Origin of the sequence: Ilumatobacter sp. (assembly GCF_039969435.1) — a bacterium.
Classification (GTDB): Bacteria; Actinomycetota; Acidimicrobiia; order Acidimicrobiales; family Ilumatobacteraceae; genus Ilumatobacter_A.
Genome location: NZ_JBDVNU010000036.1, coordinates 25,157 through 43,245, shown reverse-complemented (window position 1 = coordinate 43,245; position 18,089 = coordinate 25,157). Strand labels below are relative to the sequence as shown.

At 68.0% G+C, this 18,089-nt stretch carries 17 protein-coding genes, 1 tRNA gene, 1 pseudogene and 1 other annotated feature; of the genes and pseudogenes, 3 read left to right on the top strand and 16 right to left on the bottom strand.

Annotation, left to right across the window (positions count from 1 at the left end; all coding sequences use genetic code 11):
* Positions 1–5: 5 nt before the first annotated feature.
* The 10 genes from ABJK40_RS17475 to ABJK40_RS17430 form a co-directional block, all read right to left on the bottom strand.
* Complete coding sequence (locus ABJK40_RS17475) at positions 6–914, bottom strand: ABC transporter ATP-binding protein (protein ID WP_348480278.1); 909 nt, start codon at positions 912–914, stop codon at positions 6–8.
* Complete coding sequence (locus tag ABJK40_RS17470; RefSeq protein WP_348480280.1) at positions 914–2,023, bottom strand: iron chelate uptake ABC transporter family permease subunit; 1,110 nt, start codon at positions 2,021–2,023, stop codon at positions 914–916. The genes ABJK40_RS17475 and ABJK40_RS17470 overlap by 1 nt, the downstream gene beginning before the upstream one ends.
* Before the next feature lie 32 nt (positions 2,024–2,055).
* The gene (locus ABJK40_RS17465) at positions 2,056–3,030 is read right to left on the bottom strand and encodes an iron chelate uptake ABC transporter family permease subunit (RefSeq protein ID WP_348510354.1); all 975 of its coding nucleotides are present in this window, start codon (positions 3,028–3,030) and stop codon (positions 2,056–2,058) included.
* A gap of 304 nt (positions 3,031–3,334) precedes the next feature.
* Positions 3,335–4,855 carry an iron-siderophore ABC transporter substrate-binding protein gene (locus tag ABJK40_RS17460; protein WP_348480283.1) on the bottom strand — a complete coding sequence of 507 codons (1,521 nt, stop codon included), beginning with the start codon at positions 4,853–4,855 and terminating at the stop codon, positions 3,335–3,337.
* 5 nt (positions 4,856–4,860) lie between these two features.
* Positions 4,861–5,412, bottom strand: a complete 552-nt coding sequence (locus ABJK40_RS17455) for a hypothetical protein (RefSeq protein ID WP_348480285.1) — start codon at positions 5,410–5,412, stop codon at positions 4,861–4,863.
* 79 nt (positions 5,413–5,491) lie between these two features.
* Positions 5,492–6,319, bottom strand: coding sequence for a DUF2470 domain-containing protein (locus ABJK40_RS17450; RefSeq protein ID WP_348480286.1), 828 nt, complete (start codon positions 6,317–6,319; stop codon positions 5,492–5,494).
* Positions 6,320–7,348: an ABC transporter substrate-binding protein gene (locus ABJK40_RS17445; protein ID WP_348480287.1), complete on the bottom strand. Its 1,029-nt coding sequence runs from the start codon at positions 7,346–7,348 to the stop codon at positions 6,320–6,322.
* A gap of 55 nt (positions 7,349–7,403) precedes the next feature.
* Positions 7,404–7,532 (bottom strand): hypothetical protein, encoded by a 129-nt coding sequence (locus ABJK40_RS17440; protein WP_348480288.1) that lies wholly within the window; start codon positions 7,530–7,532, stop codon positions 7,404–7,406.
* Complete coding sequence (locus ABJK40_RS17435; RefSeq protein ID WP_348480289.1) at positions 7,529–8,662, bottom strand: siderophore-interacting protein; 1,134 nt, start codon at positions 8,660–8,662, stop codon at positions 7,529–7,531. The genes ABJK40_RS17440 and ABJK40_RS17435 overlap by 4 nt, the downstream gene beginning before the upstream one ends.
* 833 nt (positions 8,663–9,495) lie before the next feature.
* Positions 9,496–12,132: an EAL domain-containing protein gene (locus ABJK40_RS17430; protein WP_348480290.1), complete on the bottom strand. Its 2,637-nt coding sequence runs from the start codon at positions 12,130–12,132 to the stop codon at positions 9,496–9,498.
* Between the two features lie 403 nt (positions 12,133–12,535).
* On the opposite strand from ABJK40_RS17430, the gene ABJK40_RS17425 reads away from it, so the two are divergent.
* A complete protein-coding gene (locus tag ABJK40_RS17425; protein WP_348480291.1) occupies positions 12,536–12,814 on the top strand; it encodes a hypothetical protein in 279 nt (92 codons plus the stop codon).
* A 162-nt stretch (positions 12,815–12,976) separates the two neighbouring features.
* Here ABJK40_RS17425 and ABJK40_RS17420 read toward each other — a convergent pair whose 3' ends face one another.
* Positions 12,977–13,405, bottom strand: coding sequence for a VOC family protein (locus ABJK40_RS17420; protein ID WP_348480292.1), 429 nt, complete (start codon positions 13,403–13,405; stop codon positions 12,977–12,979).
* A 29-nt stretch (positions 13,406–13,434) separates the two neighbouring features.
* A complete protein-coding gene (locus ABJK40_RS17415) occupies positions 13,435–13,764 on the bottom strand; it encodes a helix-turn-helix domain-containing protein (RefSeq protein WP_348480293.1) in 330 nt (109 codons plus the stop codon).
* On the opposite strand from ABJK40_RS17415, the pseudogene ABJK40_RS17410 reads away from it, so the two are divergent.
* A pseudogene (locus ABJK40_RS17410) lies at positions 13,763–14,100 on the top strand (transposase); the annotation flags it as partial. The gene ABJK40_RS17415 and the pseudogene ABJK40_RS17410 sit on opposite strands and share 2 nt — an antisense overlap.
* Positions 14,061–14,143 (top strand) — a sequence feature (AL1L pseudoknot). It overlaps the preceding pseudogene by 40 nt.
* Before the next feature lie 163 nt (positions 14,144–14,306).
* On the opposite strand, the gene ABJK40_RS17405 reads toward ABJK40_RS17410, so the two are convergent.
* Positions 14,307–14,383, bottom strand: a tRNA-Pro gene (locus tag ABJK40_RS17405).
* Positions 14,384–14,456: 73 nt separating this feature from the next.
* Entirely contained in the window at positions 14,457–14,633 is a 177-nt protein-coding gene (locus ABJK40_RS17400) for a hypothetical protein (protein WP_348480294.1), read from the bottom strand.
* Between the two features lie 251 nt (positions 14,634–14,884).
* Between ABJK40_RS17400 and ABJK40_RS17395 the strand changes: the two genes are divergently transcribed.
* On the top strand, positions 14,885–16,720 hold the full coding sequence (locus ABJK40_RS17395) for a M3 family oligoendopeptidase (RefSeq protein ID WP_348480296.1): 1,836 nt from the start codon (positions 14,885–14,887) through the stop codon (positions 16,718–16,720).
* A 15-nt stretch (positions 16,721–16,735) separates the two neighbouring features.
* Here the strand turns inward: ABJK40_RS17395 and ABJK40_RS17390 are convergent, their stop codons facing one another.
* Positions 16,736–17,224, bottom strand: coding sequence for a hypothetical protein (locus ABJK40_RS17390; RefSeq protein ID WP_348480297.1), 489 nt, complete (start codon positions 17,222–17,224; stop codon positions 16,736–16,738).
* On the bottom strand, positions 17,217–17,966 hold the full coding sequence (locus ABJK40_RS17385; protein WP_348480298.1) for a DUF2786 domain-containing protein: 750 nt from the start codon (positions 17,964–17,966) through the stop codon (positions 17,217–17,219). The genes ABJK40_RS17390 and ABJK40_RS17385 overlap by 8 nt, the downstream gene beginning before the upstream one ends.
* Positions 17,967–18,089: the final 123 nt, after the last annotated feature.

Below are 18,089 nucleotides of genomic sequence, written 5' to 3'. Positions count from 1 at the left end.
CCTCGTCATCCTGGATCGCTGCAACCGCGTCGTTGCGTCGATCCTTCGTCGGGGCGGTTGTCGGGCGCAGTTGCGCGGGCGTTCGAGCTGATCGGCACCACGAGCGGGGTCCCACTGACGGGATCGTCGATGATCATCGAGTCGAGACCGAAGACGTCTCGGACGGTGTCGGCGGTGATCACGTCGGCGGGTCGGCCGGCCGCGACGATCGACCCGTCGCGCATCGCGACGACGTGGGTGGCGTAGCGGCAGGCGAGGTTCAGATCGTGGAGCACCACGACGACCGTGCGGCCACGTTCCCGGTTGAGACGTTCGACGAGGTCGAGGACGTCGATCTGGTGAGCGATGTCGAGGAAGGTGGTCGGCTCGTCGAGCAGGAGCAGTTCCGTCTCCTGGGCCAGCGCCATCGCGATCCACACGCGCTGCCGTTGCCCGCCGGACAGTTCGTCGACCGCCCGGTCGGCGAGCTCGGCGGTGCCCGTGGCGTCGAGCGCGGCGCGCACCGCCCGCTCGTCCGCGTGGGACCACTGCTGGAACAGCTTCTGATGCGGGGTGCGCCCACGGGCCACCAGATCGACCACCAGGATCCCCTCCGGGGCGATCGGCGTCTGGGGCAACAACCCGAGGCGACGTGCGACCTCCTTGGTCGCCAACCCGTGGATCTGTTCGCCGTCGAGCACGACCTCGCCCGCCGAGGGTCGCAGCAGTCGTGCGAGCGCTCGCAGCAACGTCGACTTGCCGCATGCGTTCGGTCCGATGATCGCGGTGACCTCACCGTCGGGGATCGCGAGGTCGAGGCCGTCCACCACGACGTGGCCGTCATAGGCGAGCGTCACCCGGCGTGCGGCCAGCCGATTGGTCGGGCCCCCGTTGGCCGGGCCGCCGACCGTGTGGGCGTCGGAGCGTCGCGCCATCACAGTGCGCCCGTCCGCGCCTGGCGGGTGAGGAGCCACATCAGGTACGGCGCACCGATCATCGCGGTCATGACCCCGACGGGCAGTTCGATGGGAGCGAGGACCCGGCGCGCCGCCAGGTCGGCGGCCACCGTGACCAGCGCTCCGACGAAGGCCGCCGGGACGATGCAGGCCCTCGGCGAGCTCACCAGCCGACGAGCGATCGGCGCCGACACGAACGCGACGAAGGCGACCGGACCTGCGGCGGCGACGCCCAGAGCGGCCAGCCCGACGCCGACCAGAACCAGAGACAGCTTGGCGCGACCGACGTGCACGCCGAGCCCGGCTGCCGTGTCGTCGCCGAGGTCCAGGCGGTCGAGTTGACGCTGCATCAGGACCGCGAGGGGGCCGAGCATCAGCAGCGCGAGGCCGACGATGCGCACCTCGTCCCATCCGCGCCCGTTGAGCGAACCGGTCAGCCACACCGCCGCACGCTGCACGTCGTTGATCTCCGCACGGGTGATCATGTAGTCGATCACCCCGTTGATCGCGAACCCGGCGCCGATGCCGACGAGCACCAGCCGGAAGGCGTGTACTCCTCTCTTCCACGCGAGGAGGTAGACGGCGAGGGCCGACAGCAGCCCCCCGGCCACGGCACCGACGGACACCGATGTCGCGCTGCCGCCCACGTACACGATGGTGGTCACGGCGCCGAGTGACGCCCCGCCGGTGAACCCGATAATGTCGGGTGAGCCCAACGGGTTGCGGACGAGCGACTGGAAGATCGCCCCCGACATCCCGAACGCCGCACCGACTCCCGCACCGACGAGCACCCGCGGGAGTCGCAGCGTGCCGACGATGAACTCCGAGTCCGCCGTCGGGCGGCCGAAGATCGTCGACACCACGTCCGAGATCGGGATCGGGAAGTCCCCCACGCTGATCGACCACAGCCCGACGACGACGGTGGCACCGGCGAGCGCGGCACACACGACCAGCGCCCGGGGGTCGAAGCGCACGGACCACGACGCGAACCGGATCACCCGACCCCGGATCGGAACGGGTAGCGCGACGAGGTGGGATGACGGCGACTGCATCGGTCGCGTGACCGGCGGGTCGAGTATGTCGGTCATGTGGTGTCCTGTGTTCCTGCTCCGCGGAGCTCTCAGAGTTGGGCCATCCGGGTGCGGCGGACGAGGGGGATGAAGGCGGGGCCACCGACGGCAGCGGTCATGATCCCGACCTGGATCTCGCCGGGGCGGGCGACGATGCGGCCGAGGGTGTCGCAGTACAGGAGCAGCGCCGCGCCCGCGAGACCCGACGCCGGCAGCAGCCACCGCTGGTCGGGACCGAACCACACGCGCACGGCGTGGGGGACGACGAGGCCGACGAAGCCGATCGGTCCCGCCGTAGCCACTGCGCTGCCGCACAGCAGGGTGACCGACAGCACACTGACGGCACGCGTCACCGCGATCCGCGTACCGAGTGCCGTCGCAGCCTCCTCGCCGAGCGCGAGTGCGTTCAGTTGGCGCGCGGCGCCGAGCGCGAGCGCGATGCCGACCACCATGAACGGCGCGACCTGACCGGCGACCTCCGGGCCCCGTCCTGCGAGCGACCCGACCACCCAGAAGCGAAACTGGTCGAGCGTCGCCTGATCGAGCAGCGTCACTGCTCGCGTCAGCGCGAAGAGCAGCGCGGCGAGGGCTGCGCCCGCGAGTGCGAGACGGACCGGCGTGGCCCCGCCCCGCCCGGCGGACCCGAGTGCGTACACGACCACCGACGTGACGGCAGCGCCGATGAACGCGAACCAGACGAGCCCCGACACCGAGGCGATGCCGAACGCCCAGATGGCCAGCACCACGGCGAACGACGCTCCCGCGTTGACCCCGAGCAGCCCGGGATCGGCGAGAGGGTTGCGGGTGACGCCCTGCATGAGCGCGCCGGCCATCCCGAGCGAGACTCCGACGAGGACACCGAGCACCGTGCGCGGGAGCCGGAGCTCGCGGACGATGAGGTGGTCGGTTGCGGCCGGGTCGGTGGCCACGAAGGCATCGATCACCGTGCCCCACGGAATCGACTTGGCCCCGACCGCGAGCGACACGAGGACGCCGAAGGCCACGGCACCGCACAACAGCAGCATCCCGGTCAGGCGACGCGAGATCGGCCGTCGCGTCGCAGGGTCTGCGGCGATCCGCGGCGGCGTGCCAGGTGCGGCGAGGGACGTGGGTGACGCCACGGTCACTCGGAGACGAGCGGGTGGGGCGCGACGAGGCGGCCGTGAGTCACGGATGCGCAGGACGTGGCGCCGCCATCGTGCGATTCGTAGGTCGCCGCCAGTCCTGCGACCTCGCGCAGTGTCGGCCTCGATGTCGAGACCCGACCGGCTCGGACACCGCGACGGCGCACACCGCCGCTGACCTCGGATTCCGCAGGGACGGGCACCATCAGCAACTCACCCGAGCCGAGGACATGAAGGCACAGAACTCGTCCCGCGACACCGTCCAGACTCCGTCGACCAGTTGGATGGTCCCGCTCTGGTCCGAGTACGCGGGGTTCTCGCCGAACAGGACGTCGTACGTCACCGTCGCGGTCTCGCCGTCCACGGCGACCGCGGTCGGCGAGAGGCCGATGCCACCGAACCCGGCGCCGGCGTCGGCGTACGCCTGGACGGCGTCGACGAGCGCGTCGGGGTCCTCGAGGAACGCCGACTTCTCCTCGAACGGAATCGTCGAGTCGAACACGGTCGACCATGCGCCGGCCGCCGCCGTCGCTGCGTCGTCACCACCCTCGCCGACAGCCTCGGTTGCGGTGTCCTCCGCGGCGGCCTCCGGGGTGGTGGCCCGTGTGTCGGCGTCGGCCGCGCCGACCTCGGCCGCCGAGGGCACCACGGTCGCCGGGTCGCCGTCGACCGCTGCCTCGATCTCGGGTACGAGCGCATCGAGGGCGAACTCGAGGCTCAGTGGGCTGCCGTGGGAGAACGCGCCGGTCAGGGCTGCGTCGGCGAACACCTCGCGTCCCTGCTGCACGACGTCGAGCTGCGATCGGGTGGGAAGACCTTCGAGGATCAGGTCGACCTCCTCGTCCGTGCTCGAGGTCCACACCAGGAGGTCGACGTCGAGGGGTTCGATGTCCTCCGGCGTGAGTTCGAGGTAGAACGAGTCGTCGCCAGCCGAGTCGTTGATCTCGGGGATCGAGAATCCCAGGTCGACCAGGATCCGACTGCGCGTGTCCTGGGAGACGTAGGTGCCCGGGTTGCCTTCGAACACGAACGCCACCGACGCCTCCTGCCCAGCCCACTCGGGGTGCGCCTCGCGGACCGCAGCGAACTCCGCCTCGATCTCCGCCACGACGGATTCCGCCTGTTCCGTTCGGCCGGTCGCACGACCGAGGATCTCGGTCTGCTCCTGCCAGGGCGTTCCGAAGTCGTCGTAGGTGTCGGGCTGCGCGACGGTGGGCGCGATCGCCGCGAGCAACTCGTAGTCCTCTGCGGTCATGCCCGACCACACGCCCACGATGAGGTCGGGCTCCAACGCCGCGACCTGCTCGAAGTTGATCGCGTCGGGTGCGATCACCGCAGGGGTCGCGTCACCGAGTTCGTCCTGCGCCCACGGCCACACACCGTTCGGCTGGTCGCCGTACCAGTCGCGCAGACCGACGGGCGTGACGCCGAGGGCGAGGAGGAAGTCGTGCTCGTTGAAGCCGACCGACACGACGCGCATCGGCTCGGTCTCGATGGTCGTCTGGCCGAACTTGTGGTCGATCGTGACCGGGAACGCCTCGTCGCCGGCGTCTTCGTCAGCCCCGTCGCCGGTCGTCGAGCCGTCCGCAACGGTCGCACCGTCCACATCGGTCGAGTCCGTCGACGCCGCCTCGGTCGCCCGCGGCGCGTCGGTGCCGACGGGCGCGGCGTCCTCGGAACCGCACGCCGTCACGACGACGGCGCCCACGATCGCGAGTGCGGCCATCCGCTTCACGACACACCTCCGATGCGATCGCCTGCATGTCGGGCGCTCGTGGCGGACCCACACAGTTCCGCGACGAAACATGCGGCGGCAACCTGCGCGGCCGTCTCGTCGAGGGCGTGGTCGAACCGGGCGTCGTTCGAGGTGATCCCGACGACGGTGACGCCGAGCGCAGGATCGGGCTTGAGGCAGGCGTGCATCGCGTGATCGGGAAGGGCGTCGAGGTCGACGCCGTCGAGGAGCTCGGACAGGGTTGCGAAGCCGAGCAGGCTGGCCAACCAGCGATGAACACCGTCGGGTGAACTCGAGCCGAACACGCCGCCGCCGAGATCGGTCAGGCCGCCTCCGAGCGACACCTCGGTGATGTGGTTGGCGAGGTCGGGACGATCAGGACAGGCCATGGCCGCGACGAGGCGTCGCATCTTGCACGGATCGATGTCGGCTCCGGCTTCGTGCGTGACCACGATCAGCTCACCGTCGTCGGTGCGAAGCCGGAGGTCGGCGTCGGGGATGGTGTGGACCAGCGCGGTGGCGAGCCGGAGGCGTTCGAGGGGGGTCATGGGTGTCTCCTGGGTTGGAAGTTCGGGTGGGGATGAGCCGGCAGTGACAGGGCGGTCGTCGAGTGGATGCGTCCGTCGCTCAGGCGTCGGTCGCCGCCTGACGGGCGCGGTGCACGAGTCGGACGGTGGCAGCGCGCACGTCGTCGGGCGAGTGGAGCGCCTCGTCGAACGCGACACGAGCGGTCGCGAGGTGTCGTCCGTCGTCGTCGAGGGCGTCCAACGTCAACCCGTAGCGGTCGATCGACGACACGGGCGCGAACGAGGCCCCTGCGACGCCCGCGAGGTACGTGACGATCGCACGGCACGCGTCGGCGTGATCCGCGTCGAGATGCGCGATCATCGGTGCGGCGTGCGGGATGATCGGATCGGCCGTCGCAGCTGCGTAGTCGGCACCGGTCGTCCAGCCCATCACGCCGAACCCACCGACGTAGCGGAGCTGTGAGATCTCGAGGCGCCACCACGTGAAGTCCGCGAAGTGGACGTAGTTCTTCGCGAACGGGTGGATCTCGAGGTGGGCGGCGATCTCGGAGTCGGTCGGCTCGACGGGGACGAAGGTTCCGACGACGGTCACCCGGGCGGCCGACAGGGGATCGACGCCCGGCTCCACCGGAGCTTCGACCAGCACGCTGGCGCGGGGATCGCCCAGGAGGTTCTGCGTGTGTTCCGCGAGCGTCGACACGCAGATCAACGGCGCGCCGGCGTTGCACGCCGAGTACGGCGCGACCGACGCGTACGGATGGCCGGACCGCGTGAGCGTCGACAGCGTGGCCGTTCCACCGGGCTCGACGAGCGTCCGCGCCAATTCGGCGTGGGAGGCGAAACTGTCGACGTCGCCGAGGGTCGGCGGACCCGACGTCTCGTGCGCATCGACGGCGCGATCGGGCTCGGTGGTTGACGTGGCGATCATTCAGATGTCTCCGTGCAGGTCGGTGATGAGTTGGTGCAGCAGTGCGCCGGTACGCGGTCCGTTGCCGAGCAGGAACTGGTCGTCGTAGACGAGGATCCGACCACTGCGCCCTGCCGGCGTCTCGGCGATGCCGGGGAGTTCGAGGAGTCCGTCCAACCCGCCGACCGACTCGAGACCGCGCTCGGGGACGATCAGGACCTCGGGGGCCGCGACGAGCAGCGACTCGGAGTTGATGGGCGCGTGGTCGACCACGCCGAGTTCGTCGGCGATGTCGATGCCACCGGCGGCCTCGATCAGCCAGTCGACGCCCCCACCCTCGCCGAGGAGCAGTTGGACGCTCTCGCCACGGACGTAGAGCGCACCCACGCGTGGCGATCCGACGGCGTTCGCCGCGCGCTCGGTCTCCGTCGCGATCTCGGCATCGACGCGATCGGCGAGCTCGTCGCCCTTCTCGGGCACCCCGAGCGCATCGGCGACGGCGCGGATCTTGTCACCGGGGCCGAGCGCCGTGCTCTGACGTTCGATCACGACGACCTCCACACCCAACCGGTCGAGGTCGTCGAGGGTCTCTGCCGGTCCGGCCAGGTCGGTGGCCAGCACGATCGTCGGTTCGAATGCGAGGATCGGCTCGGGCGACAGCGCACGCTGGTAGCCGACCACGGGGAGTTCGTCCGCGGACGCCGGGTAGGTGGCCGAGATGTCGGTTGCGACGACCTGCTCACCGAAGCCCAGCGCGAACACGATCTCGGCGAGGTCGCCGTCGACGGGCACGATCCGCACCTCCGACTGCGCCGTCTCTGCGGGGACCGACTCGCCCGTCAGCGCCGATCCGACCGGCTCCGTCGTCGCGACCACCGGCGACGGGTCGGTCGACGGCGTCGAGTCGGACACGATCGGTGGTGCGCTGACCGTCGGCCCCTCCTGACCCAGGGGATCCGTCGACGCGCTGCGACAGCCTGCCGTGGCGACCGACGTGCACACGGCGACGGACACGACCACTCGGGAGAGACCTCGTGGTAGCGGTGCCATCCGTTTGATGTTAGGTGCGCCTTACATCAGATGCAAGACGATGCGAGGGAAATCGTCAGGCGTCGGCGGCCCGGTCGACGCCGTCGAGATCGGAGCCCCCGAGCACGATCCGGACCATCGGCGGACGCAGCCGTACGACCCGGTCGACCGCGCCGAGGAACTCGGGGGGCCAGCCGGTGGTCACGACGCCCGCCAGTAGCCGGTCATCGACACCCGTTCGGCCGGGAGACCGCGTTCGTCACGCAGGTGGCGGCGGACCTCGGTGATGCGGCGCGACTCACCGGCGCCGAAGGCGTACACGTCGTCGGCGACGGCGGTGTCGCGGACGGCGTCGACCAGTGCGCTCGTCGACCCCGGGGGCGCCCCGCCCCGGTCCAGCCAGGAGACGGTCACTCGCGGGCCCGCCGGGACGTCCACCCGGCCCGAGGCGTCACCCACTTCGGCCAGCAGGTGCACCGTGGCGAGCGGATCGGCCGCGAGCAGTTGGTCGAGCACCGCGCATGCGGCACCGAAGCCGGTCTCGTCCACGACGATGAGGTGGGAGCTCGTGGTGGCGGGCGGGTCGTACGCAGTGCGCGGACCCCAGAGTGCGACGGGCGAGCCGGGCTCGACGCGCTGCGCCCACGACGAGGCCGCGCCGTCGTCGCCGTGGAGGACGAACCACATGTCCAGCCGACGGGTCGCCGGATTCCAGGCCCGCACGCTGTAGTACGCCCCGACAGGTCGATCGGCGGGGTCCATCGCCTCGTACGACGCCCACGAGAATCCAGCGTCGACGGTCAACTCGCTCCGACCCGGAGGTGGGAGCAGGACGTAGAGAAACTGATCGCCGCCGATCGAGACGAAGTCGTCGAGACCGCCCTCGAATGTGATCTGGCGCAGGTTCGGAGTGATGTCGCGCACGTCGCCGACCCGGGTGACGAAGGTCCGGAGATGGCCGACGGCGAGTTCGCGTTCGAAGCTCGTCAGCGGCAGGGCGTCACCGATCCACGCACGCGCCGCCTGAAGCAGCGAGTGGAACTCGGCGCTCACGTCGTCGACGGACGAGCAGGGTGCCGAGAACGAGTGCCGGATGCACCGCCGATGACCGCGAGCGTGCGACCCGATCGCGACGTCGAGGCCGTCGGCGTCGACCGCCTCGATCGACCCGTGCGAGTCGCCGGACCGCAGTCCCTCGATGTCCGAAGCCTCGATGGGCGCCGCCGAGCCACGTTCGCCTGTCTGTTGCGTTGCGACGAACTGCGCGATCAAGCTGACAGTGTCGTGATGGTCGATGTTGAGGTGCATCCGCATCTCGTCGAGCAGTTCCAGCATGGTGGAGACCATAACTCTTTCCATCAATAGTTGTTAGGGTTGCCTAAGCACGACGAGATGAAGGCCTGACACACGCGATCGCATGCCCGGCGCGGCAAGTCGAAGCGAACTTCCCGCGACCCGCCGCCGAGCGAACGTGCACCTGCATCCGCGACGTGCGCCCGATCACCGAGCCGGAAACATCAGCTCACGTGGTCGGGGTGACAGGATTTGAACCTGCGATCTCCTGCTCCCAAATCGGGATCTGGGGTGTAGCGGCGAATGTCGCTTCGTGTCGGATTTCGCTGCGTTCTTGCGATCCAGCTGGGGTGATGTCCGCACGGCACGCGTCAACCCGGACGGGCCGTCATCAGCCGGTGCAACCCGGATTGATACATTCGCGATAGCGAGCTCCCTCGAGGACGGAGTAGTGCGTCGGCTCAGACCACGATGCACCTCAGACACGCCGGCGGATTCATGTGCGGATTGGAGCGTTCCGGCCCGCGAATATCGCTCGGGTCTAGCCGGGCAGCGACCGATCGATAGGTGCCGACCTCTCGCAGTCATGCACGCCGCCGGTCGGTGTTGATATGCGCTCCCGAGGTCGGTTGGCGAACCCTTTCGTCAGCCGAGTTCCGACGTCAGGCCGACTGCGGCAGCGGGTGTTGCAGATCAACGTGTCAGCGCGTCGGTGCCGAGGCGGGAGGCGGGAGGCGGGAGGCGGGAGGCGGGAGGCGGGAGGCATGTTGCGGGTCCCGTTGTCTGACGTGCAGCGCAGTAGAAGTGCCGATCGCGGACGGCTGGTGCCGAGTCCCAAGGCGGTGGCGCAACACCGACCGATTCAGCGTGCGTGATCATGTACTGGCGAGGGGCGGGTCCTGTCGTCGGAGTGCGCTCGCTGGCGCCAGTTTGACGAGGAGCAATTCGGCGTCGACCGGTTCGAGGGGTGGCGAGAACAGGTAGCCCTGTCCGAGGTCGCAGTCCTGCTCTCGGAGTTGATCAAGCTGCACGCTCAGCTCGATCCCTTCTGCGACCGTTTCGAGGCCGAGGGTGCGGCCGAGGTCGATCATCGCCCGCACGATTGCCGGTGTGTGACCCCGGTCGTCGATGGTGTCGATGAACGAGCGATCGATCTTGAGGATGTCGACGGGGAACTGCCGGAGGTAGCTGAGCGACGAGTAGCCCGTGCCGAAGTCGTCAATCGCCAGGCGGACGCCGAGACCGCGAAGCTGGTGAAGCCGTGCGGTCGCAACGGCGGTGTCATCGATCAATGCGGTTTCGGTCATCTCGACGATCAGTGACCGCGCTTGGAGACCGGTAGTTGCGAGTGCTCTGGCGACGTGGGTGACAAGTTCGGGTGAGGCGATCTGGCGGGCCGAGACGTTCACCGCCATCGACAGGTTGCCGAGCGTCGGGTAATCGCGGTTCCAGCGAGCTGCGGTGGCGCATGCCTCCTGGATCACCCAGACCCCGATGTCCACGATCATCCCACTGTTCTCGGCGACCGGGATGAACCGGTCCGGCGGCACGACCCCCAATGTTGGGTGGTTCCAGCGCAGGAGTGCTTCGAACCCCACGATGCGGCCGGTCGTGAGCTCGACGACGGGTTGGTACATCAACGAGAACTGGCCGGCATCGAGCGCTCCGACGAGACCTGTTTCGAGCTGGAGGCGCTCGACGGCGGCGGTTCGCATGTCCGGGTCGTACACCGAACATTGCCCGCGACCGGACGACTTGGCCCTGTACATCGCGACGTCGGCGTCGCGCAACAGCGATGTGGCGGTGGTGCGAGCGCCACTGGAAGCGATGCCGATGCTGGCAGAGACCGTCACGGTCTGCGACTCGAGCACGATCGGGGTCTTGAGCGCTTGAAGCACGCGCTCAGCGACCGCTTCCGACTCATCACGTACGTGTGGGCTCTGCTCGATGAGGATCGCGAACTCGTCGCCTCCGAGCCGGGCGACGGTGTCGCCAGGACGCACGGCATGGATGAGCCTTTGGGCGACTTCTTTCAACAGGACGTCGCCGGCGACGTGGCCGAGGCTGTCGTTGACGGTCTTGAAGCCGTCGACGTCGATGAACAGCACAGCCGCCTCGAAATCCGTGCGGAAGTTGCGCCGAAGCGCGTGCTCGACCCGGTCGATGAACAGCGCCCTGTTCGCCAGGTCGGTGAGGCCGTCGTGGAACGCCTGGTGGGTGAGCGCCTCCTCGACCGTCTTGCGGTCGGTGATGTCGTGCAGGTTGACGAGCACTCCGCCGACGTCGGGATCGTTGATGAGGTTGACCATGCGGACGCTGAGCCACTGGTTCCGGCTGAGACCGTTGCGTACGCGCAGATCTGTGTCGAACGTCTGGCCTTGGAGCGTGAGGCAGCGGTTGAACATCGCGCGGGCGGCGCGGAGGTCCTCGGGTGCGACGAGGAGAAAGGCGTCCTGGCCGCGCGTGGGAGCTCCGGCATACCCTGTCAGCTCGGCGAGTCTTGGGGCATCGCTGAGGATCAAGCCGTCCTCGCCGACGACCATCGAGGCGTCAGAGGAGTTGGCCGCGAGCGCCTGCGCGTAACGTTCCTGCGTCCGGATCGCCTCGCGGAGTTCCGTCTCGGCCGCCAACAGACGTGCAGCGCGGGTGAACACCAGCCCGAGGAGCATCAGCGTCACGATGTACAGCACGACGGGGTCCGATTCGGCTCCTCTGGCGTGCTGGATCACCGCGATGCCACCGGGCAGGAGCAATGGAACGAGGGCCACCATGATCCCGCTGTACGTTGCACCGGTCGATGCGCCGCTGACTTGAGCGATCGAGTCGCGACCGCGGAACGTTGCGGTGGCGAGCAGTACGGCGCCGAGCATCCAGCCGACGTTCATCACGACTGCGGCGCTGCCATCGGCGGCGAACAGCGTGAACGCGAAGTCCGACATCAACCAACATGTTGCGCCGCCTGCGACGAGCCAGGCGGCCAAGCCTTGCAGGCGGTGCGAGAACACGGCTCGGAGGACGAGCGCCAGCAGGACGGCGTCGAACGTGGGGTAGAGCGCCCACACGACACGCACGGGAACCGTCATCGACGTGTCGGTGACGGTCGCGTGCAGCGAGAGCTCCCATTGGGCGACCATCGCCGCCAGGAAGACGACAACGACGTCGAGGACCCCGTCACGGTCGACACGCGATCCGCTCCGGCGACGGGTCGCTCCCAACAAGCCAAGACCGATCGCAGCGTATGAGCCGAGCCAGCCGACATCAGCCACCGAAATATTCGGTGCTTCGTCGTTCGTCCAGAAGAAGTACTGCCAACCGACGTCGCCCGCCGCCGACAGCGTCACGCCGAGCGCGATCAGGGTGAGCGGGATCTGGAAGCCGCTCCGACGTGCGCCGGCCCAGGCCGCTACCCCCGAGCCGACGACAACGGCGAGGTAGGTCCAGTCTCCGATGGCGTCCTCAGCGAACGCAGCATGCACTGTGATGAGCGCGGTCGCAACGAGAAGGCTGGCCATGCCAATCACCCCTGAAGCGCGACTTCGCGAAGACCCGTCGGCGACAGCGGCGTCACCGATCGGGCGCGAAACGAGCGAGGGCATGACTTCGTATCGGCACCTCCACGCTCGCGCTGGAGACAAAAATCATCACTGCGACAGCGATGGCGACGTCGGCGCTGGTCCTCGTGAACCTGTACACGCCAAGCGGGCTTCAGGCGACGCGCGTTATCGAATGACTAGCCGAGCGCATCCGTGCCGGTAGAGGACACGTTGGCGCCGACGGGCCTGCCGTTGTTCTGAGCGACCCCGAGGGAGACGTCATGGGACGAGCTGACCCTCAGGTCCTCGGCTGAGGCCAAACTGTCGGCCCAGCGACCTCGCTCAGGCTTGCGGAGGGACGGTGAGATCTGGCGTCAGCTCGATGAGCGCACGTGCAGTGGGCTATTCGATCACGGCCGGACGCGTGACGCTCTTCGGGTTCATGCTCATCGTGGTCATCCGACTGGCTGCGTCGTCTTCCAGTGCGGGCATATGGCTGTGGGCGGCGGCCTGGGCCGGCATTCCACTGATGGCCACGATCGCTCTCACCGTCTACATCTGGCGGCAGCCTCATACGGGCGGCTACGCCCTGCTGGGCGTCGCCAGTCTCATCGGCTCGTTCTTCTGCATGATGGCGGTTCTCCCCTTCGCCGTTTTCTAGAGAACGAACGACACCGCACGTTTCCGTGCGGTCTGCCGATCGCGTACGTGCCGATCTCGGATGGATCCGATTCTCTACGGCTTGTGCCGTTCTCGATCGGTCCACGACTCTTGGGTCGAGCGTTGATATGCGTGTTTTCGAGGTCGTGGTGGCGGGGTGCCGTCAGTTGGCGTTCAGTCGTTCGGTGATCTCGTCGTCGGTGAGGTCTTCGAGGTGTTGGCTGACAATCCAGAGGTGTCCGGCGGTGTCGCGGAGTCGGCCTTCACGCCGTCCGTAGTACCGGTCATCGATGGGGATGATGACGTCGGCACCGGCGTTCACCATCGCGTGTCCGGTGGCATCGGCGTCATCGACGGTGACGGTGAGAAGCAGGGGTGAGCCGCCGAGGTGGTTGGGCGACAGGTTGCAGTGGCCGTCGTGTTCTGTGAGTGCGATGACGTCGTTGCCGATCTGGATTTCGGCCTGGACGACTTTGCCGGAGGGCTCTGCGAAGCGCATCAGTTCGGTGGCGCCGAGTGCTGTGACGTAGAAGTCGATCGCTGCGGCGGCGTCGTCGACAACGAGGCGGGGATGAATTGCTGGAGATGTCATGAGGCTCGACGTTCGCAGTTCGTTGCGGGTCAGGTCTTGAAGATCTTGTCGTACTCGAGGTGGTTGGCCATCGTGGCTCCGTCTCGGTGGAGCCGTGAGGGGCTGATCTGAGCGAAGTGGCCGATCTCGCGAGAGAGGTGCGCTTGGTCGGCGAATCCGTGGTCGACCGCGACGCTTGCGAGCGGACGAGCATTTGGAAGTCGGATCGCTGCGACGGCGGAGTTGAAACGGCAGATGCGTTCGTACTGCTTGGGAGCGGCGCCCACCATGCGGCGGAACTCTGGCACGAACCGGCGTCGGTCGTGAGTCGCCCTGGGATGGTTGGAGGCTCCTGACCTTGGAAACGAGGATGGAGTCATGCCACATGAGATGTCGCCTGGGAAGCCAACGACGCGTCGATATTCAGAAGCTGAGAAGGACCGTGCGGAGCGTGCGGTGCGTCAGCTCCGAAAGGAGCTGGGGACCGATCACGGCACGGTGAAACGGGTTGCTGAGCAGCTCGGCATCGGAACCGAGTCGCTGCGGCCTGGGTTCGGCGCGCTGAGATCGACGGCTCGAAGCCGGGGTTGTCGAGCGAGGACGCTGAGAAGATGAAGCGGCTCGAGCAGGAGAACCGTGAGCTGAAACGCACGAACGAGATCTTGCGGAAGGCGTCGGCGTATTTCGCCCAGGCGGAACTCGACCGCCCATGGAAGTGATCGTCGGTTTCGTCGACGAGCACCGAGACGATCTCCAAGGCCCACGAGCAGGCCCGGCTGCACCTCGACACCAACGGCGAGGACGGCCTCCCCTGCATCAAGGTCGGCGACTCCATCCGACTCCTCCGCCGCACCATCGAAGACCTCATCGGATACAACGGCGTGTCAAGCAGAACGCCGAATGGCAAAACACCAGCTCAGCGTGGTCGGGGTGACAGGATTTGAACCTGCGATCTCCTGCTCCCAAAGCAGGCGCCCTACCAAGCTGGGCCACACCCCGTGTGTGAAGGACAGAACCTAGCGGGGGCTCGGCCGCGTCGTGGATGGCTCGTCGAGGAGATCGCGCCAACGGCTCACAGGAACGACGAGGCGTTGACGGGGTGCTCGGCACCGAGGCTCGGATCGTCGTCCAGTGGGGCCAGGGCGGCGTCGAAGTCCATGAGCAGACCCCCGACCAGACCGCAGATCGTGGAGAGGACCGAAAGCTGGCGAACCGTGGATCCGGCTCCGTTGGAACCGCCCGATGTCATGGTCGTGAATCCGTTCGGAACGAAGCGAGGAGAGCGGCCGAGAGAGACGTCATGGTGAGTGGGGTCGAGCCTTTCGATGTCGTGCGCTTCGCAATGCATGCTCTCGCATCGACGAGTTCGTACGTCGTACCCGTTCGGATGCGTGCGGCAAACACGCTCCAGCCTTGCATCTCGCACCCGATCCGACCAACCGACCGGGTGGAGCGCGATCGAGTCGGCGGGATCGCACGGACTGCCACCAGACTGGGAACATGACCACCGTCGACATCAACGACCACGCCGACCTCGACCCGGTTGCGGCTGACCTCGCCGCCGCCGGCGTCAGCTGGGACATCGACACGATCCTCGGCGAGCGTTCCGCTGACGAACTCTTCGACGAAGCCGAGCAGGGAGCACGCCAACTCGCCGAGCGACGTGGTCGCGTCGCCGATCTCGACGCTTCCGAACTCGCATCGGCGATGACGCAGATGGCCGATGTCCTCGACCTCGTCAACCGCGCTGCGTATCACCCGATGCTCGCATTCAGCACCGACACGACCGACCCGGCTCGCGGGGCGGCGGTCGCCCATTCCCAGGAACGGGCCACGACCATCCAGACGATGTTGATCTTCTTCGACCTCGAGTGGGCTGCGGCGAGCGACGAGCACGTCGCCTCGATCATCGACGACCCGCAACTCGACTTCTGCCGTCATCACCTCGAGCAGGTCCGCCTGGAACGTCCACACATGCTGTCGGAGGCCGAGGAGACCGTCCTGGCCGAGAAGTCACAGGTCGGCGCCGCGGCGTGGGTCCGGCTGTTCGACGAGTTGACCTCGGCGATCGAGGTCGACCTGCCCGACGAACACGGCGGCTCCGGCCAGTCACTCCAGCAAGCCCTGTCCATGCTCTCGCACCCCGACCGCGACGTGCGCCGCACCGTCGCCGACGGCGTCACCGCAGGCCTGGAACCTGGCCTGCGAACTCGTGCCTACGTGTTCAACACGCTGCTGCTCGACAAGTCGATCAACGATCGGATGCGCGGGTACGACACGTGGGTCTCGTCACGCAACCTCGCCAACGAGGCGTCCGACGAATCGGTCCAGGCCCTGATCGACGCGGTCACCTCGAACTACGCCCTCCCCCAGCGCTGGTACTCGCTGAAAGCCGAGATCCTCGGCGTGGACAAGCTCGCCGACTACGACCGGATGGCGTCGGTCGCGTCCACCGAAGCCGAGTTCGGTTGGGAGGAGGGCACCCGCATCGTTCGCGACGCGTACGCGTCCTTCTCCCCTGAACTGGCGGACCATGCCGGTCGGTTCATCGACGAGAACTGGATCGACGCACCCGTGCGCCCGGGCAAGCGCGGTGGAGCCTTTGCCGCACCGGTCAGCCCGAAGCACCACCCCTACGTGTTCCTCAACTGGACGGGCACGTCGCGCGATGTGGCAACCCTCGCGCACGAACTCGGACACGGCCTGCACTTCCAGCTCGCCCGTGATCAGGGCGTGTTCCACCAGACGACTCCGCTCACCGTCGCCGAGACCGCATCGGTGTTCGGCGAGACGGTGACGAGCAGCCGACTGCTGTCGACCATCACCGACCCTCAGGAGCGATTCTCACTGCTCGCCGCGACGCTCGAGGACTCGATCGCCACCGTGTTCCGCCAGGTGGCGATGAACCGCTTCGAGCACGCCTGCCACACGGCACGGCGAGGTGAGGGCGAACTGTCCGTCGAGCGCCTCGGCGACCTGTGGGCCGAGAGCCAGGCCGACATGCTCGGTGATTCGGTCGAGATCACGGACGGCTACCGCAACTGGTGGAGCTACGTGCCGCACTTCATGGGCACCCCCGGCTACGTGTACGCCTACGCGTACGGCCAACTCCTCGCCCTGTCGGTCTACGCCCGCTACGTGGAGGAGGGCGATGCATTCGTGCCCGCCTATCTCGACCTGCTGCGCGCCGGCGGCAGTCGCTCCCCGGAGGAACTCGGCAAGATCGTCGGATGCGACCTCGCCGATCCGGCGTTCTGGACCAACGGTCTCAAGATCGTCGAAGGCCAGTTGACCGCAGCGGAGGATGCCGCACGAGCGGCAGGCCGCATCGACTGATCGACAGGACGACCCTCAGAGCGCGATGGCGCCGCCGACATCGGGCGGAGCGGGCCAGACCCGATCGCCGACGTCGAGTCCGGCGTCGGCATAGGCCGATGCGAGCTGGGCAACGTGGATCATCCCGCGGCCCGAGGTCCGGTCGACGTTCGTGATCGCCTGGACGACGTCGAGGTGCGCCCGTCGATACCGCGCGTCGTGCCCGTGTGCCACCCCGGCCAACGCATGCGCCAACTCGTGCGCCGCGGTGGCGACCGTCGCCTGCGGCGCTGCGATCGCGATCGACGCCACCGAGCCGTCCTCGAGGCCACACCGGGTCGCGGACGATCGAGCGTCGGCTCGAGCGGCGCGTGCCTGCACGGCGCCGACGGGCCACCACCTTCGGACGGTCACCGACCGGATCAGGGCGACCGCACGATCGACCCCGATCACCTCCTCGAGATCCGTGCCGTCGAATGCAGCGAGCTCCGCGGCGTACACCTGCGCACGCTCGCGGTCAACCATGGCCCCGACCCGGGCCCAGGGCCGCACGACCACTCAACCGGGTGCGCCCCACGTCGGCACGATCCGCCGCCTCGACACCCCGGAGGTACCCGTCGGGCGACAACCTCGCCGGTCTGGTCGCCGATCGGACCCTGCCCCACGACTCGTCGGCGAACTCGTCGACGCGTTCCCGCCGCTCGCGTATGGCGAGTTCGGTGGCGGCGCCACCACCGGCTCGACGGTCGGCCTCGACCTTCGCTGCGACGGCAGACTCCGCCAACAGGTCACCGATCCGGTTCGCGTACCCGAACAGGAAGGCACGTCGTTCACGCTGCGTCGCTGCACCGGTCGATCGGCGCAGGCCGGCCATCTGTCCGGCAACCTGCGTATGCAGCGATGCGTACATCACCTCGACGACGTCGAGGTCCTCGCTCCGTCCCGCGAGGAAGGCGACGCTGCCCGCAGGGGTGGCCTGGAACACCATCCGGACATCGTGCGCTTCGGCGATGTTGCCGAGCAGCGCAATCCGGCCGCGAACGTACGCACCCCGCCCGACGACCAGCTCGCGAATTGCGAGGTCGTCGGCAGCACCCCCTCGCTGCGCGAGTTGTTCCGGGCTGATCCGGTGACGTGCCACGAGGTGCGCCGCCTTGGCCGCGAATGCCTCGGCTTCGTGGACGCTGTCGGTCCGTTCCGCCTTGTCGAGCAGCTTGCGGATCCGCTCGACGAGGGTCCGATCGTGTTGTGTCTCTGATAGTGTCATTGCTGGAGTTGTTCACTGTCTGCGGTCGCATCATCACTAGGTTGAACATCGGAGGTCACCATTCTCATGACGAACTCACCCACGGCACTCACTGTCGCCACCGACATCACCTCACTCGAGACC

Coding starts and splice junctions, on each gene's coding strand:
- ABJK40_RS17475 (WP_348480278.1), bottom strand. CDS start 914: ATGGCGCGACGCTCCGACGCCCACACGGTCGGCGGCCCGGCCAACGGG.
- ABJK40_RS17470 (WP_348480280.1), bottom strand. CDS start 2,023: ATGACCGACATACTCGACCCGCCGGTCACGCGACCGATGCAGTCGCCG.
- ABJK40_RS17465 (WP_348510354.1), bottom strand. CDS start 3,030: ATGCTGCTGTTGTGCGGTGCCGTGGCCTTCGGCGTCCTCGTGTCGCTC.
- ABJK40_RS17460 (WP_348480283.1), bottom strand. CDS start 4,855: ATGGCCGCACTCGCGATCGTGGGCGCCGTCGTCGTGACGGCGTGCGGT.
- ABJK40_RS17455 (WP_348480285.1), bottom strand. CDS start 5,412: ATGACCCCCCTCGAACGCCTCCGGCTCGCCACCGCGCTGGTCCACACC.
- ABJK40_RS17450 (WP_348480286.1), bottom strand. CDS start 6,319: ATGATCGCCACGTCAACCACCGAGCCCGATCGCGCCGTCGATGCGCAC.
- ABJK40_RS17445 (WP_348480287.1), bottom strand. CDS start 7,348: ATGGCACCGCTACCACGAGGTCTCTCCCGAGTGGTCGTGTCCGTCGCC.
- ABJK40_RS17435 (WP_348480289.1), bottom strand. CDS start 8,662: ATGCTGGAACTGCTCGACGAGATGCGGATGCACCTCAACATCGACCAT.
- ABJK40_RS17430 (WP_348480290.1), bottom strand. CDS start 12,132: ATGGCCAGCCTTCTCGTTGCGACCGCGCTCATCACAGTGCATGCTGCG.
- ABJK40_RS17425 (WP_348480291.1), top strand. CDS start 12,536: ATGAGCGCACGTGCAGTGGGCTATTCGATCACGGCCGGACGCGTGACG.
- ABJK40_RS17420 (WP_348480292.1), bottom strand. CDS start 13,405: ATGACATCTCCAGCAATTCATCCCCGCCTCGTTGTCGACGACGCCGCC.
- ABJK40_RS17415 (WP_348480293.1), bottom strand. CDS start 13,764: ATGACTCCATCCTCGTTTCCAAGGTCAGGAGCCTCCAACCATCCCAGG.
- ABJK40_RS17400 (WP_348480294.1), bottom strand. CDS start 14,633: ATGACATCGGGCGGTTCCAACGGAGCCGGATCCACGGTTCGCCAGCTT.
- ABJK40_RS17395 (WP_348480296.1), top strand. CDS start 14,885: ATGACCACCGTCGACATCAACGACCACGCCGACCTCGACCCGGTTGCG.
- ABJK40_RS17390 (WP_348480297.1), bottom strand. CDS start 17,224: ATGGTTGACCGCGAGCGTGCGCAGGTGTACGCCGCGGAGCTCGCTGCA.
- ABJK40_RS17385 (WP_348480298.1), bottom strand. CDS start 17,966: ATGACACTATCAGAGACACAACACGATCGGACCCTCGTCGAGCGGATC.